General features: G+C 64.6%; 17 protein-coding genes. 10 read left to right on the top strand and 7 right to left on the bottom strand.

Translation table 11 applies throughout. The annotated features are described in order from the left end of the window. Window positions 1-3: 3 nt before the first annotated feature. Complete coding sequence (locus P9254_RS09755; protein WP_040973662.1) at window positions 4-555, top strand: RNA polymerase sigma factor; 552 nt, start codon at window positions 4-6, stop codon at window positions 553-555. A 31-nt stretch (window positions 556-586) separates the two neighbouring features. On the opposite strand, the gene P9254_RS09750 is transcribed toward P9254_RS09755, so the two are convergent. Then, window positions 587-931 carry a response regulator gene (locus tag P9254_RS09750; protein WP_336619645.1) on the bottom strand — a complete coding sequence of 115 codons (345 nt, stop codon included), beginning with the start codon at window positions 929-931 and terminating at the stop codon, window positions 587-589. A 198-nt stretch (window positions 932-1129) separates the two neighbouring features. Here P9254_RS09750 and P9254_RS09745 point away from each other — a divergent pair, with 198 nt between their 5' ends. From P9254_RS09745 to P9254_RS09730, 4 genes are all read left to right on the top strand, one after another. Continuing rightward, complete coding sequence (locus tag P9254_RS09745) at window positions 1130-1891, top strand: Crp/Fnr family transcriptional regulator (RefSeq protein ID WP_278053575.1); 762 nt, start codon at window positions 1130-1132, stop codon at window positions 1889-1891. Window positions 1892-1968: 77 nt separating this feature from the next. Next, window positions 1969-2295: a DUF883 family protein gene (locus tag P9254_RS09740; RefSeq protein WP_095778215.1), complete on the top strand. Its 327-nt coding sequence runs from the start codon at window positions 1969-1971 to the stop codon at window positions 2293-2295. A 10-nt stretch (window positions 2296-2305) separates the two neighbouring features. Next, the gene (locus tag P9254_RS09735; RefSeq protein WP_095782492.1) at window positions 2306-2770 is read left to right on the top strand and encodes a phage holin family protein; all 465 of its coding nucleotides are present in this window, start codon (window positions 2306-2308) and stop codon (window positions 2768-2770) included. Between the two features lie 120 nt (window positions 2771-2890). Next, window positions 2891-3106 carry a hypothetical protein gene (locus P9254_RS09730; protein ID WP_067002134.1) on the top strand — a complete coding sequence of 72 codons (216 nt, stop codon included), beginning with the start codon at window positions 2891-2893 and terminating at the stop codon, window positions 3104-3106. Between the two features lie 20 nt (window positions 3107-3126). On the opposite strand, the gene P9254_RS09725 is transcribed toward P9254_RS09730, so the two are convergent. Beyond that, window positions 3127-4047, bottom strand: coding sequence for a diacylglycerol/lipid kinase family protein (locus tag P9254_RS09725; protein WP_278053363.1), 921 nt, complete (start codon window positions 4045-4047; stop codon window positions 3127-3129). A 238-nt stretch (window positions 4048-4285) separates the two neighbouring features. Between P9254_RS09725 and P9254_RS09720 the strand changes: the two genes are divergently transcribed. Then, window positions 4286-5674, top strand: coding sequence for a PRC-barrel domain-containing protein (locus P9254_RS09720; RefSeq protein ID WP_095824026.1), 1389 nt, complete (start codon window positions 4286-4288; stop codon window positions 5672-5674). Between the two features lie 44 nt (window positions 5675-5718). Here the strand turns inward: P9254_RS09720 and P9254_RS09715 are convergent, their stop codons facing one another. Then, window positions 5719-7281 (bottom strand): alkaline phosphatase family protein, encoded by a 1563-nt coding sequence (locus P9254_RS09715; protein ID WP_278053362.1) that lies wholly within the window; start codon window positions 7279-7281, stop codon window positions 5719-5721. 229 nt (window positions 7282-7510) lie between these two features. Here P9254_RS09715 and P9254_RS09710 point away from each other — a divergent pair, with 229 nt between their 5' ends. From P9254_RS09710 to P9254_RS09695, 4 genes are all read left to right on the top strand, one after another. Further along, window positions 7511-8443 carry a VOC family protein gene (locus P9254_RS09710; RefSeq protein ID WP_278053361.1) on the top strand — a complete coding sequence of 311 codons (933 nt, stop codon included), beginning with the start codon at window positions 7511-7513 and terminating at the stop codon, window positions 8441-8443. 4 nt (window positions 8444-8447) lie between these two features. Next, entirely contained in the window at window positions 8448-9086 is a 639-nt protein-coding gene (locus tag P9254_RS09705) for an alpha/beta hydrolase (protein WP_278053360.1), read from the top strand. Beyond that, window positions 9079-9375, top strand: a complete 297-nt coding sequence (locus P9254_RS09700; RefSeq protein WP_095778179.1) for a GNAT family N-acetyltransferase — start codon at window positions 9079-9081, stop codon at window positions 9373-9375. Before P9254_RS09705 ends, P9254_RS09700 begins: the two co-directional genes overlap by 8 nt. 279 nt (window positions 9376-9654) lie before the next feature. After that, on the top strand, window positions 9655-10713 hold the full coding sequence (locus P9254_RS09695) for a dipeptidase (protein ID WP_067319258.1): 1059 nt from the start codon (window positions 9655-9657) through the stop codon (window positions 10711-10713). Between the two features lie 96 nt (window positions 10714-10809). On the opposite strand, the gene P9254_RS09690 is transcribed toward P9254_RS09695, so the two are convergent. From P9254_RS09690 to P9254_RS09675, 4 genes are read right to left on the bottom strand one after another with little or no spacing between them, the layout of a single operon-like run. Continuing rightward, window positions 10810-11067 (bottom strand): hypothetical protein, encoded by a 258-nt coding sequence (locus P9254_RS09690; RefSeq protein WP_082953643.1) that lies wholly within the window; start codon window positions 11065-11067, stop codon window positions 10810-10812. Between the two features lies 1 nt (window position 11068). Continuing rightward, window positions 11069-12298, bottom strand: coding sequence for an aminomethyltransferase family protein (locus tag P9254_RS09685; RefSeq protein ID WP_278053574.1), 1230 nt, complete (start codon window positions 12296-12298; stop codon window positions 11069-11071). A 43-nt stretch (window positions 12299-12341) separates the two neighbouring features. Then, window positions 12342-13916, bottom strand: coding sequence for a phytoene desaturase family protein (locus P9254_RS09680; RefSeq protein WP_278053357.1), 1575 nt, complete (start codon window positions 13914-13916; stop codon window positions 12342-12344). Then, window positions 13903-15522: a phytoene desaturase family protein gene (locus tag P9254_RS09675; RefSeq protein ID WP_278053356.1), complete on the bottom strand. Its 1620-nt coding sequence runs from the start codon at window positions 15520-15522 to the stop codon at window positions 13903-13905. The genes P9254_RS09680 and P9254_RS09675 overlap by 14 nt, the downstream gene beginning before the upstream one ends. Between the last annotated feature and the right edge of the window lie 7 nt (window positions 15523-15529).

Raw genomic sequence — 15529 nt, 5'->3', positions numbered from 1 at the left:
GACATGGCGGCGGTCTCCCAGAGCTTCAAGACCGAGCTGCTCGGCGCGATCCCAAGCCTGCGCGCCTTTGCGGTGTCGCTGACGCAGAATGCCGACAAGGCGGACGACCTCGTCCAGGAAACCCTGGTGAAGGCGTGGGACAAACATGAGAGTTTCCAGCCGGGCACCAACCTCAAGGCCTGGCTGTTCACCATCCTGCGCAATGAATTCTATTCGCAGATGCGCAAGCGCGGCCGCGAGGTGCAGGACAGCGACGGCATCATGACCGCCAGGCTCGCCGTCCACCCGGCCCAGCATGGCCAGCTCGACCTCAAGGATTTCCGCGGCGCGCTGGAGCAGCTGCCGGAGGATCAGCGCGAAGCGATCATCCTGATCGGCGCGTCCGGCTTTTCCTACGAAGAGGCGGCGGAGATCTGCGGCTGCGCGGTGGGCACGATCAAGAGCCGGGTCAGCCGCGCGCGCGCCCGGCTGCAGGACATCCTGAAGATTTCTGGCGAGGACGAATACGGCCCCGACGCGATCTCGGCGCAGGTGACAGGATCAAACGCGGCCTGACACCGACCTCCGGCTCTTCGACGCTACGTCGTCACGCCGCGTTCGCGCGCCTGCAGGCGCGCGCCAGGGCCTGGATCAGATCGTCGCCCGAGTAGGGCTTGGTGACCAGCTTAATCTCGGGAAAAGAGCCCTCGAGATCCTCGGCGTCGGAGTAGCCCGACGCGAAGACGAATGGAATGCCGGCGCTGCGCAGCCGCTCGGCGAAGTCGAGTGTCGAGGTGCCGCCGAGCATCAGGTCGACGATAGCGGCGTCGAACAACGAAAACCCATCCCGCAGGTCGATTTCAGCCAGGTCCCCAACAATCGTGACCTCGGCTGCCCCTTGGTCGCGGCATAGTTGCTCGACATCCATCGCTATCAGGAATTCGTCTTCCAAGACCAGGATGCGCAATCCGTCTAGCAATGGGGGCACGTGGCGGCGACTCCTATAAGGCTGCAGTCATGCGCGGTATTCGGCGCTCTGTCATTTAAAAAAGACATGACCGGCGATGCATTGCGTGAGCGGCGGAACCTCGGTCCGGGTGAAGCGTTTGTATTCGCCCGATCGGGGCAGGGGTTTCGAAGAGGGGTCGAAATGTCCGGCCAGAGCGCATATTCCCTTGCCACCCGCCAATATCCTTGCGGCAAATGCCCGCTGCGGCCGCTGCCAGTCTTTCGCGAATTCGAGAGCCAGGAGCTGTTGTTCGTCAGCGGGTTCAAGAAAGGAGAGCTTGCGGTCGACAAGGGGGCGACCGTGCTGGTCGAAGGCAGCCACAGCGCGCATCTCTACACCATACTTTCAGGCTGGGCATTCCGCTACAAGCTGTTGCGCGACGGGCGGCGGCAAATCCTCAACTATTCCATGCCCGGCGATCTCATCGGCCTGCAAGGCAGCCTGATGGGCGAGATGCAGCATTCCGTCGAGGCCTTGTCGCCGATGCTGCTGTGCGTCTTCGAGCGCGACCAATTGCACGAGCTTTACCGTAACTACCCGGGCCTGGCCTATGACATCACCTGGATGGCGTCGCGCGAGGAGCGCATGCTCGATGAAAACCTGCTGAGCATCGGTCGCCGTTCCGCGCTGGAGCGCACCGCCTATCTTGTCGCCTTCATCTCCAGCCGTGCCCGGGGCGCAGGCCTGAACGGCAAGCGGCCGGTGCAGATCCCGATCACGCAGCAGCATATCGCCGATACGCTCGGCCTTTCGCTGGTGCATACCAACAAGACGATCCGCAAGCTGATGGACCGTAAGCTGATCGTTTGGCGTGACGGTGGTTGCGAGGTTCTCAGCCATGAGGGGCTGACGGAGCTGGCCGGCTGGCAAGGTTTGGGTGAGGAGCGCAGACCGCTGATCTGACGACGAGCCGGACCGGCAGAACGGAACCCCGGTCTCGGCCAAGCGTTGAAATGGAAGCAAACATAAGGAGTTACGCAATGGCGACCGCCGCAGGCAGATCCGCAACAGACACTCCCCCCAGCGCCGACCTCGAAGCCGACATCCGGCAGTTGAAGGCCGATATCGAAGAGCTCACCAGGCAATTGGCCAAGACCCGGGACGACAGTTACGGGGCAGCGCGCCGCGCGGCCGCCGAAGGCGTCGAGCAGCTGCGCGCGCACGGCGAGGCAGCGTTCGAAAGCATGCGCGGAAGCGCTCAGGATTTGGAAGCGCAGTTGATAGCCAGCGTTCGCGAAAAGCCGGTGACGTCGCTGGCGATTGCGGCGGGAGTAGGTTTCCTGTTCGCGCTGCTGTCGCGCCGCTAGCAGCCCTCATATGGGGACGCTGGTTTCGCTTATTTCCGGCCTTGCTTCCGGCGAGGCGGTGGCGGCCTTGCAAAGAGCGCGGCTGACCGCAATCCTCTACGGACTTGCCGGTGTTTTTGCCCTGTGCGGCGTCGGTTTCCTCATCGGCGCGGCCTATATCTGGCTGGCGGCGCGCTACGGGCCGCTAGCGACCAGCCTCGGCTTCGGCATCGGCTTCCTGGTGATCGCCGGGCTGATTGTCGTGATCCACAAGTTGACAACCAGCATGCGGGCGCGGCGGCGCGCGCGAAGGCGAAAGGCCGACATGACGGCGGTTGGCGTAACCGCGGCGCTCGCGTTGCTCCCGGCGCTCGCGAAAAGCAAGGGCGGCCTGGGCACGCTTCTCGCGCCCGCGATCGCGCTCGCCGCCTACGCCATCTACCGCGAGAACGTGAAGGCTGGGCCTCGAGAAAAGGATCGCAGCGAAACGCCATAGGCGCGGCAAGCCGGTCGAGGCGGCCGACCGTTGCCGGATGATTGGGAACTTTCGCGGAAAGGGTCCGTTACCCGACCATGCCGTGCTCGGCGTGCCCGCCCCCACACCTGGAGACCGACCATGCCCAAGACCGTTCCTGAAAACGAAGCCCGCCAGGGGCATTGGGGCTGGCATGCGCTCAGGATTCTCGTCGCCGGGCTGCTGCTGGTATTCATCGCCTGGGGCGTAGCCGAGATTTATGGCGTGCTGATCAAAGAGCCGAGCACCGAGCAGCAGCACGTCCCACAACCTCCAGGGACCGAGCAGGCGCCTGCTCCCAGCGGTCAAACGCAGTAGTTTTGGAGTCTTGGCTCCATTCAGGCTGCCTTTGCCTGCGCGCTGCTTCTAGGGACCAGCACGTTAAGGGTCGCTGGATGGATTTCGACCGTGGTTTCGCGTTCCAGCTTGACCAACTCTCCGTCCATCACCGCCTTGAACTTTGTCGGCGAGGAATGAATTTTCAGCACGGCCTTGTCAGCCTGGTGGATCTCGACATGTCCGCTTTGGCGCCACCGGCCGCGCAGCATGGCAAGCAGCAATTTTACCAAGTCACGGCGCCGGCGCGCAACGCTGACATAGATGCCAAGCACGCCGCCGGCCGGATTGTCCGCATAAGGCAGATGACCCTCGCCGAACAGGTTGTTGCTGATGCCAATTCCGGTCGCGCGGGTGATGATGTCGGTCTTGCCGATGGTCAAGGTCACCTTGAGGGTGCGCGGGTTCTTGATCGTTGCCCATGCGGCGCGAACCGACGCCCGCATCTTTCCCAGCCGCGAGCCAAAATCCATCTTCTCGCGGAGCTGGACCATTCTGGCATGCATGCCGATTGAAAATTGATGCACGAAGGGACGGCCATTCGCGGTCGCCATATCGACCGCCTTGACCTCGCCGTCGGTAAAGGCCTTCAAGGCGGCTTCCAGTGTCTGGGGGATGCCAAGGCTGCGCGCGAAAAGGTTCATCGTACCAGCCGGCAATATGGCCAACGCCTTCTTCTTGTTCATCAGAAGCGAGGCGGCGGTGGACACCGTTCCGTCGCCGCCTCCGGCGAGCACGACATCGACGTTGCGCCTGGCTATGGCCTTTTCCAAAGCCGCAGCGATTTCGCCGCCCGCAACGATGTCGATCTGAACCGAATGGCCAGCCGCTTCCAGAAGCTCGCGGACCCGGTCGGCAAAGGCTGCAACATCGGTCGTGCGCAGGGTGCCCCCGTCCTTGTTCAGCACCGCAGCAAACCGCATGCCCCTCTCCGTCCTGCTATTGTGGGCCAAAAACGAGCTCTCAGCCGGAGGCTGAAACGGAAAGGGGCCGCCGAAGGTTCCGCGTCAGGGAGCAAGTCAAGCGCCGTGGACCGGCGCCGTTTGGAACAAGGCTCCCCTCACGACGTTGTGAAATCGTGGAATATTGCCGCGCTCGCCCTTGCCCTGTGCGAGGCCGCTAACGCGGCGCGTAGGAAATCAGGCACGAGGAGAGACGATCATGATCCGCACTCTTTTTGCAACGACCGCGCTTGCAACCCTCCTAGCAACCGGGGCCTTTGCGCAGAACACAACGCCTGCACCGGCGCAGGCGCCCGCCACCGAAACCCCCGCGCCCGCCGCCGAGACCCAAGCTCCAGTAGTACGTGCAGACGGGGCGCTGATGACCAATATCATCGGTGAATCCGTCTATAATGGGACCGGCGACGATGCCGAAGACATCGGCAAGGTCGACGACGTCGTGTTCGATGCAAGCGGCAACGTAAAATCCGTCATCATCGGCGTCGGCGGATTTCTTGGCGTCGGCACCAAGGATGTCGCCTTCGATTACAACAAGCTGGAATGGGCCGAGAAGAACGGCGACCGCTGGCTCGTAGCGAAGACGACCAAAGACGAGCTGAACGCACAGGCGGCCTTCGATCGCAAGGCCTATGATCCGGCCCCGGCGCAAACGACCGATGCCACGCAGCCTGCGACCACCGACACCGGAACGGCGCAAGCGCCCGCGCAGCCGGCCCAGCCGGTAGAGAAGGCTGAAGGCAATCTCGCCACCAACATCATGGGCGAGTCGGTCTATAACGGAACCGCCGACGACGCCCAAAAGATCGGTGACGTCAACGACATCGTTCTTGCCAAGGACGGCAAGGCCGAATCCCTCGTGATCGGCGTCGGCGGCTTCCTGGGCATTGGCGAGAAGAACGTTACCTTCGACTTCGCCAAGGCCAAATGGGCAGAGAAGAATGGCGATCGCTGGTTGATCGCCGAGACGACGAAGGAAGAGCTGGAGGCTCAGCCGGACTTCAACCGCAAGGCCTATGATCCGGCGCCGGCCGCAGCCACCACGGCTTCGAACACTGCTCCGGCAACGACCACCCCTGCCGTGACCTCGTCCGACACCACGGCCGACAAGGAGGCCAAACCGGCTCAGCCGGCCCAGACGACGGCTGAGACCAAGCCCGCGGCGCCGGCTGCGAATACGACGGCTGAGAACAAGCCAGCCGATACCGGCACAGCCGCCACCGACACGACCAAGACAGCCTCGATCGACAAATCGACGTTGAACGAAATGCCGATGGGCAACATCAGAGTCGACGATCTGAAGGGCACCACGGTATACGGCGCCAACGATGTCGAGATCGGCGAGATTGGCGACGTCGTGCTGACGCCCGACAACAAGCCGGATGCGGTGGTTATCGATGTCGGCGGTTTCCTCGGCATCGGCGAGAAGGAAGTCGCCCTCGGCATGGATAAGCTGAAGTTCATGACCGACAAGGACGGCAACAAGTATCTCTACACCAACTTCACCAAGGAGCAGTTGGAGGCGCAGGCAGCCTACGACAAGAGCTCCTATGCCGCAAACCGCGACAAGCAGAGGATGGTCCTGCAGTAAGGGACCAGGCAGCGGGCAGCAGGCAGCAGGGAATACGCGTTTCGCTATTCCCTGCTGCCTGCTGTCTTGCTCACGTGGCCGGCCACTCCGTCCTTTGTCAGCTCCGCCAGCGCGAGTGATTGGTCGAGATGGTTGGCGCGCCAGGTGAGCATCTTCTCGGCGAGTTCCACGCGCACCGGCAGATAGGCGGGGTCGTGCGCGACGTTGCTCAACTCGTCCGGATCGCTAGCCAGGTCGAAGAGAAGCGGCGGCAGGCCGCCGCCGAAATGGACATATTTGAAAGCCTCGGTGCGAAGGACGGCAAGGTTGCAGTCGCGTGATCCGATGCCGAAATGCCGCTCGGCTTCGCCGTCGGCGACCGAGCGGAAATCGAATTCCCAGTGCGCCGCGTCGCGCCAGTCGGCCGGCTCCTCGCCGTCGAGCCAGGACGCCAGCGACCTGCCGTCGAGGTGCGGTTCGGGTGCTGCGCCGATCAGGTCGAGCAAGGTCGGGAAGACGTCCACCGCCTCGGTGAAACGATCGATGGAAGCGCCGGCCGCTTCTGTCCGGCGCGGATCGCGCACGATCAGCGGAATGTGGTAGCTGGCGTCGAAGAAGCCGCCTTTGCCAAGCATGAAGTGGTCGCCCATCATCTCGGCATGGTCGGAGGTGAGCACAACCACAGTGTCATCCCAACTGCCGGCCGCCTTCAGCGCTTCCCAGATGCGGCCGAGCTGCGCGTCGAGCTCGGAGATCATGCCGTAGTAAAGCGCACGGATCCGGCGGAAATTCTCCTCGCTCCAATCCCGCACCTTGCCCTCGGCGCCGGGAACGAACTTCGTCCGCTTCTGCAGGCCAAGATCGTATGCGAGGTAGGGGTGGCTTTGCGCCTCGGCCTGCCAGTTCGCCGCGCGCCGGAAAGCGGGGCCGTCGGCCGGGTCGTACATGGTGTTGTAGGGCTGCGGCACGATGAAAGGCGGGTGCGGGCTGATGAAGGAGATGTGCCCGAACCACGGCGCCGCCTGCTCCTGTTCGCCAAGCCAGCGGATGAATTCGCCGGCCAGGAAAGCCGCCGGCGTCTGGTCCTTCGAATAGACCGACGGCGCGTTGCTTACATCATCGCCGACCTTGCCCTGCTTGCCAGCCGGACGATGGATGCCCGGTATCCCGGTGCTCGTGTCGATGCCTTGCGTCCGCAGCCAGGACAGCCACTGCTTCTGATGTTCGGGCAGCAACTGCCGGACGCTGAAGCCGGGCAGCACGCCTTCATAACTCCTCAGCCGCGGATCGCCGGCCGCAAGCCGGCGCGGATCCGGCGCAACATCGGTATAACCGAACAGCGTGGGGTCATAACCCACCGCGCGTGCGGAAAGCGCGATGTTACCGTGGCGGGCGTCGAGCGGCGAGCCGTTGCGGCAGACCCGGTTGTTCATCTGATAGAGGCCGGTGTAGAGGCAGGCGCGCGCCGGCGAGCAGGGCGCCGCTCCACCGTAGTGGCGCCGGAACAGCACGCCCTCGGCCGCGAGCGCATCCACATGCGGCGTTTTCACCACCGGATGTCCCGCCGCCGACAGACAATCGCCGCGCCACTGGTCGCAGGTGATGAGAAGAACATTCGGGCGACTCACTCGGTTGTCCAAACTCTTCTCCTCAAGACGGTGCGGCCGCTCATGGAGCCGAATTTCCCGATCGGCGCAAGGAGGCAGCTTCATCAATTGGTGAACATCGGTCTTCTGGCCGTTCACTTTTGTGATACAGTCCATTCTGAGTTTGGTCGCTTTGCCGGGCCAGGCGCTATCCTCATATTGCGGTGGACAGCGGCAAGGGCCGCAGCAAGGATAGGGAAGGAGCAAGACGATGCTCAATCAGATCAAGGGCCTGCATCACGTTACCTCGATGGCAAGCGATGCGCGCCGCAACAATGAGTTCTTTACCAAGAAGCTCGGCCTGCGCCGGGTGAAGAAGACCGTCAATTTCGACGCACCGGACGTCTATCACCTCTACTATGCCGACGAGTTCGGCACGCCGGGCTCGGTGATGACCTATTTCCCGTTCCCCGACATCGGCAAGGGCCGGCATGGGGTGGGTGAGGTCGGCACCACCGTCTTCTCAGTGCCGGAAGGCACGCTCGGCTATTGGGAAAAGCGCTTCGCCGACGAGGGCGTCAGCGGTGTTGGCCGCAGCGAAAGCTTCGGCGAGAAGCGGCTTGCCTTCACGGGCCCCGACGGCGACAGTTTTGCGCTGGTCGAAGACAAGGCCGACGGCAGAGCGCCCTGGGTGAAGGGCGGCGTCCCCGTCGATGAGGCGATTCGCGGCTTCCACTCGGTCGCGCTGAGACTGAAGGACGGCGGCGCCACCGAGGAGCTGCTGAAGTTCATGGGCTATGAAGAGGTCGACAAGTCCGGCAACGTCCGCCGGATGGCGATCAAGAACGGCAACGGCGCCGACGTCGTCGACATCGAATCGCTGCCGGGCGCCGGCTTTGCCAATCTCGGCGCCGGCTCGGTGCACCATGTCGCCTTCGCGGTCGAGAATCGCGCGCGGCAGCTCGAAGTGCGCAAGGCACTTGTCGACACGGGTTACGGCGTGACGCCGGTCATCGATCGCGACTATTTCTGGGCGATCTATTTCCGCACGCCGGGCGGCGTGCTGTTTGAGGTGTCGACCAACGAGCCGGGCTTCAACCGCGACGAGGACACCGCGCATCTCGGCGAGGCGCTGAAGCTGCCGACGCAGCATCAGCATCTGAGACCCTATCTCGAACAGCATCTGCAGAAGCTGGAAGACTGACGCCATGAGCAAGAACGCCTACATCCACAAAGTGCTGCCCGGTTCGCCGGGCAGCGCGCTGCTGTTCGTCTTCCACGGCACCGGAGCCGACGAGAACCAGCTTCTGTCCTTCGGTCGCGAGCTCGCGCCTTCGGCGACGATAGTCTCGCCGCGCGGCGATGTGTCGGAGCAAGGTGCCGCCCGTTTCTTCCGCCGCACCGGCGAAGGCGTCTACGACATGGACGACCTCGCGCGGGCGACGGCCAAGATGGCCGGCTTCGTCAAGGCGCATGTCGAGGCGGCAAAGCCCTCGGCGGTGTTCGGCCTCGGCTATTCCAACGGCGCCAACATCCTGGCCTCGGCGGTGTTCGCCGAGCCAGGACTGTTCGATGCCGCGGCGCTGATGCATCCGCTGATCCCGTTCGAGCCGCAGGTGCAGGGCAGCCTTGCCGGGCGCCGCATCCTGATCACGGCCGGCAGGCGCGACCCGATCTGCCCGCCGAACCTGACAACGCGGCTGGAGGCCTATTTGCGCGCCGACGGGGCCGATGTCACAGTGGAATGGCACGACGGCGGGCACGAGGTGCGGCCGAATGAAATCGAAGCCGCGCGGCGGCTGTTCGCCCTCACGCCCGCCAGCGAAGGAGGCGCAAAAAATGGCTGACCAGCTGCCTGAGATCGAACTGGAAGATCGCGGCTCCAAGGGTCGCTACCTGCTGCGCGGACCAGGCGGCGCCGAGGCCGAAATGACCTTCACCAAGGTCGGCGAGCACCAGCTCATCATCGATCACACCGAGGTGCCGGATGTCTTTCGCGGCCAGGGCGCCGGGCTTCGCCTGGTAGCCCGCGCCGTCGAGGACGCGCGCGCGGCGGGCAAGAAGATAATCCCGCTCTGCCCCTTCGCCAACGCCCAGTTCCGCCGCCATCCGGAATGGGCCGACGTGCTGAAATAGTAGCACTTGTCTTCCCCTTCTCCCCCGGGGAGAAGGGCCGCGAAGCGGCCGGCTGAGGGAGTTCCAGGGAAAACCGACGTCTCACTCCGCTGCAGCGCCCCGAACCGTCTCGGCGCTGCGCGCCGATCCATCGCCGCCGGGGGCGAGCGACGCGTCTCGTCCAGCCATAAATGCGAACACGCGTCTGGCATTTGCGCAGTTCGGCCATCTTGCCTAATTAGACAGATCACCTGGGATTCTCCCGCCCCGATCCGCCACCTCAAAAAAGCGAATGGCCTGATGACCGAATCCGACCTCATTCCCGTTTTCGACGGCCACAACGACACGCTGCTGAGGCTCTACCAGTCGAACGAAGCGGATGTCGAAAAGCTGTTCATCGAGGGCACGCCGGGCGGTCACATCGACATGCCGCGCGCCAAAAAGGGCGGTTTTGCCGGCGGCATGTTCGCCATCTTTCCGCCGCCGATCGAAAAGACCAAGCGCAGCGCCGTGCCGCCGGCGCCGAGCGACAACGAACCACTGCCGCCGGAACTGCCGCGCGCCGAGGCGGTCACGTCGACCATCGGCATGGCCTCGATCCTGTTCAGGCTCGAGCGCGCCGGCGCGCTCACCGTCTGCCGCAGCGCCGGTGATGTGCGCGAGGCGATGGCGAATGGCTCGATCGCCGCGGTGTTCCATATCGAAGGCGTCGAGGCGATCGATCCCGAACTTGCCATGCTCGACGTGCTCCATGCCGCCGGGCTCCGCTCGCTGGGAATCGTCTGGAGCCGGCCGAACGCCTTCGGCAACGGCGTCCCGTTCCGCTTTCCCTCGTCGCCCGATACCGGGCCGGGCCTGACCGACGCCGGCAAGGCGCTGGTCAAGGCATGCAACCAGCTCAGGATCATGATCGACCTCTCGCATCTCAACGAGAAGGGTTTTCGCGATGTCGCCGCGCTCAGCGATGCGCCGCTGGTCGCGACCCACTCCAACGTGCATGCGATCTGCGGCCATTCGCGCAACCTCACCGACTGGCAGCTCGGCGCGATCCGCGAAACGGGCGGCATGGTGGGCCTGAACTTCGCCACCGGCTTCCTGCGCGAGGACGGCCGCATGAATGCCGACACCAGCCTCGACATCATGCTGCGCCACATCGAGTCGCTGTTGCAGGCGCTGGGCGAGGACGGTGTCGGTCTCGGATCCGATTTCGACGGTGCCATGATCCCGGCGGTGATCGGCGACGTGGCAGGCCTGCCGAAGCTCCTCGATGCGCTCGCCGCTCGCGGCTTCGGGCGCGCGCTGATCGAGAAGATCGCTTATCGGAATTGGCTGCGTGTCCTTGAAAGGACGATCGGATAAAGTGACAATCTTGGACGTTCGGAATTGGGCCAGAACGCTCCCCCAATGTCGTCATCCTAGGGCGAAGCAGGAGCGCAGCTCCGTCGCGCTGCGGGCTTACGCACCCAAGCGCTTAAGCCATTCCTTGCCGACACCGCGGTCGCGGATGATCGGCAAGGGGTCTTCATGGTCGAGCCGAGCGCAGATGCGGTAGACCTCCAGCGTGTCGGCATCCATCTCGCCGCGCTTGAAGAAGAACATCGCCGCCGCATAGCGGGTGCGGCCGGACCACATCTCGCCGAGCGGCGTGTTGACCAACTGCCACTGCTCGGCCGCTTCCGCCTCCGCGTCCAGCCTGTCCGCATCCCCTTCCACGTCAAAAATCCGCCGGCGGGTTGGCGGTGCGGCGGTCGAGCTTGATGAACGGTCGCGGCACCACTTTCGCCCGCTTCATCAGCTTCTGGTACCGCAGCTCGCGCAAGGCGTAGATCTCGACCCAGAGGTCGTCGACGACCCTATCGCCGTAAGGCCGTTGCAAGGAGGCGATGGCGATGTTGCGCTTGGGCATGGGCGACCACATCGCCGCGCTGACGAGCCCGACCTCCCGGCTCTTCTTCCAGTAGACGATGGCGTGCTCGGCCGGGATGTTGCCTTCGATCTCCAGCCCGACCAGCACATGGCGCAGCTGCTTCTTCGCCCGCGCTTCGAAGATGGGGCGGCGGCCGTTGAAGTGGCCTTTGTCCGGATCGACCATGAAGCCGAGGCCGATCTCGTCCGGCATGCGCAGGCGGTCGGCACGGATGGCGTGCTCGGCAGTGGTGAAGTCGGCATTGGCGACGATCAGCCCGGCTTCTAGCCGGGCGCGATTGAGCGCCGTGTAGCCGATGGCGCGGATGCCGCGCAGCCCGCCCGCCGCCATCAGCCGGTCCCATAGGCTCAACGCCTTGTCCGCCGGCACGAACAGCTCGTAGCCGAGATCGCCGGTGAAGCCGGTGCGCGAGATGGTGATGGCAGCGCCGTCATGCGCGAAGTCGGCGAGGTCGAAAACCTTCAGCCGCTCGATGCCGGCAAAGCCGGCGTCGCGCAGGATGGCGAAGGAGGTTGGGCCTTGCAGCGCGAGCCCGGCGATCGCTTCGGTTTCTTCCTCGACGCTGACCTCGTAGCCGATGGCGCTGTCAAGCAGCCAGGGCAGATGCCGCTCCTGCGAGCACAGCCGAAAGCGCGTCGGCGACAGCCGGAACAGCGTGCCGTCATCGAGGACGAAACCTTCGTCGTCGCACCAGGCGGTGTAGTGGACGCGGCCCGGCTTCAGCCTAGTCACGTCGCGCAGCGTGACACGGTCGAGATAGGCTTCAGCGTCCGGACCCTCGATCCGGTATTTCGTCATCGGCGAGATGTCGAGGAGTGCCGCCTGGCTGCGAATGGCAAAATATTCCAGCTCCTCGTCCCAGAGCGAATGCGGCGCGCGGTAGCCGGCCCAATTGTACCAGTCGTTTGTCAGCGCCAGCGCGTCGATGCGCGGCTGGAAAGGTGTGCCAAGCCGAAGCGTGCGGAAGTGGGATTGCGCAAGGGTGCGAGCGGAATTGATTTTCACATGACGGTTCATGTCGGCATCGTAGAGCGCTGCGTTTGTGAATGGCGAAATCATCTCATGCCCTTATCGCGATGATGCGGCGTGCGGCGTTGAGGCCGGGGGCGCCGGAGATGCCGCCGCCGGGATGCGAGCCGGCGCCGGCAAGGAATAGCCCTTCGAGCGGCGTGTCGTAGCCCGACCAGCCGGAGATGGGCCGCGACATCAGCATCTGGTCGGCCTGCAACTCGCCGTGGTGCCAGTGGCCGCCAGGCATTCGGTAGCGTGCCTCGATGTCGGCCGGAGTCAGCAACTCGGCATGACGCACCGTGGCGCCGATGCCAGGCGCATAGGCTTCGAGCTGCGCCATGATCGCCTTGAGGAATTGCGGCTTGCCGGCGGTCCAGCCCTGTTTCAATGCATAAGGTGCGTATTGCACCACCGCGGAGAGCACGCAGGCGCCGGAGGGTGCCAGCGAAGGATCGACCAGGCTGGGCAGCGTGATCTCCATCACCGGCTCGGGCGAGAACTCGCCATATTTCGACGGGTTGAAGGCGCCCTCGACATGGTCCGGCGAAGGCGCGATGACGAGTCGGCCCTTGTGGCCAGCGGCGTCGACGCCGGCAAATTGCGGCGGCCGGTCGAGCGCGAGATGAAGCTTCGCCGCATCGCCCTTCATGCGGATGTTCTTCATCTTGCGCACGAAACCGGTGTCGACCTCGCGCGGCCCGGCCAGATCGAGGATCGTGGTTGCGGGATTGATTGCCGAGACGACCGCTTTTGCGCGCAGCGCTTCGCCGCCCTGCGTGACGACACCGACGGCGCGGCCCTTCTCGACGACGACCTTGGCGACCGGCGAAGCCAGACGGATCGAAACCCCCGCTTGCTCGGCCGCCGAGCGGATGGCGGCAACGACCGCGCCCATGCCACCCTTGGGCTGTATCTGCGCGCCGGCGAGCCCGCCGATCTCGCCAGCGAGCCGATAGTAGAGGCCGAGCAGCGATGTCGGCGAGCGCGGACCGAGATGGCTGCCCAGTGTCGCGTCGAAAGCGAGCAGGCCTTTCAGCCTGTCGTCGGAAAGCTGCTCGTCGAGCAAGTCGTAGACGTTCATCAAGAGCACGCGCAGGAAGTCGCGCATGTCCTCCTTGCCGAGCTTCTTCAGCGCCAGCGCCGTCTGGCCGAGCCCGGTCATTTCGGCGAGCGACATGCCGGCAAGGTCCGGCGGACGGCGCGACAGGAAGGGTTTCAGCACGCCGGCGTAGCGCAACAGCTGCGCGCGCAGGTCGCGCCAAGCCGACTGCTCCGACGGGCTGGCGCCCGTCAGCGCCTCGCCATAGGCGCCGTGCAGCACCAGCGGGCCGTCTTTCGACAATGCAATCGACGGCACCAAATCGCCGCGCTCGATCTTCAGCCCGTGGCGCTCGAGCTCCAGCGTCTTCACCACATCGGGATGCAGGCGGTTGAGCAGATGAGCGACCGAGGAGACGCGAAACCCCGGCGCGAATTCCTCGGTGCGCGCCGCGCCGCCGACCTCCTTGCCGGCCTCGAGCAGCAGCACCTTGCGTCCCGATTTCGCCAGCGTGGCGGCGGCGACCAGGCCGTTGTGCCCGCCGCCGATGACGATCGCGTCCCAATTCGTTTCAGATGACGTCATGGGCCGGGCTCATATGCAGGGTTGGTTTGGCGAGATCGCGCAGGATCTCGGCGGCGGCGTTGCGTCCGGGCGCGCCCATGACGCCGCCGCCCGGATGCGCGGAGGAACCGCACATATAGAGCCCGCCGACCGGCGAACGGTATTGCGCGTAGCCCGGCACCGGGCGATTGAACAGCAGCTGGTCGAAGGTCAGTTCGCCTTGGAAGATGTTGCCTTCGGTGAGCCCGACCTCGGCCTCGATCTCGCGCGGCGTGCGCACCTCCATATGGACGATGCGGTCGCGGAAGCCGGGCGAATATTCGGCGATCTGCGCAACCACGCTCTCGGCGAAGCCGTCGCGGTCGGCGTCCGTCCAGTCTCGGCCGCCAATTTTGGGCGGCGCGTATTGCACGAAGCAGCTCATGAAATGTTTTCCCGGCGGCGCCATGGTCGGGTCGAGTGTGGTCGGGATCACCATGTCGAGGAAGGGATCGGCCGACCAGCGCCCGGCCTTCCAGTCGTCATAGGCGCGCTCCATGCGCTCGATTGAATCGGTGAAGTGCATGTCGGCGCGATAGACCGGCGAATCCTTCGGCAGAGCCGGGAATTGGGGAAGTGAATCCAGCGCGATGTTGACCTTGCCGGACGAGCCGCGGATCTTGAAGTTCCTGACCCGCCGAAGGAAGATGTCGGGCAGCTCCTTCTCCTCGACCAGCTTCAGGAAGGTGCGCTTCACGTCGGCGTTTGAGACGACGAGCTTGCCGTGGACCTCTTCGCCGCCGGCCAGTACGACGCCCTTGGCCCTGCCGTTCCTAATCAGCACGCGCTCGACCTCGGCGCCGGTGCGGATCGTGCCGCCGGAGGCCTTGAATGAGGCGGCGAGCGCCTTGGTTACGGCACCCATACCGCCACGCGCATAGCCCCATGCGCCCACCGAGCCATCGACCTCACCCATATAGTGGTGGAGCAGGACATAGGCCGTGCCGGGCGACATGGGCCCAAGCGCCGTGCCGATGATGCCGGAAAGCGCAAAGTTCGCCTTGATGACGTCGGTCTCGAAATACTCGTCGAGGAAGTCGGAGATCGACATCGTCCAGAAGCGCAAGGTCAGCGCCATTTCCTCAGCGGTGAGACCGGCGAATTTCTTGCCGAGATAGAGCAGCTCGCCAAGATCGCGCGGCTTGAAGCTGGTGGGATCGGGCGCGGTGCGCATCAACAGCGGCTGGATGAAGCGGCACTGCCTTGTGACGTCGCGCGAATAGCGGTCGTAGGCCTCGGCGTCGCGCTTGGAGAAGCGGGCGAATTCGCGGCGATGCGCATCGTGGTCGCGGTAGTTGGCGAGATAGTCGCCGTCGCGCGTGAACACCGCGCCGCCTTCATAGGAGATCACCTGCAGGCCGAAGCGCGGCAGCTCCAGATCGCGCATGATCTCGGGCCGGAACAGCGAGCAGACATAGGAGCAGTTGGAGTAGAGAAAGCCCGGCGTCAGCTCGCGGCTGGTGGCCGCACCGCCGACCCAGTCGTTCTTCTCGACCACCAGCACGTCGAGCCCGGCGCGCTGCAGATAGCCGGCGTTGACCAGCCCGTTGTGGCCGCCGCCGATGACGATCGCGTCCCATGCCTTCATGTGCGCT

This window comes from Mesorhizobium sp. WSM4983, from assembly GCF_029625765.1.
Lineage (GTDB): Bacteria > Pseudomonadota > Alphaproteobacteria > Rhizobiales > Rhizobiaceae > Mesorhizobium.
Note: the sequence above shows the minus strand (reverse complement) of the source record. Positions and strands in the feature narration are given on the sequence as shown.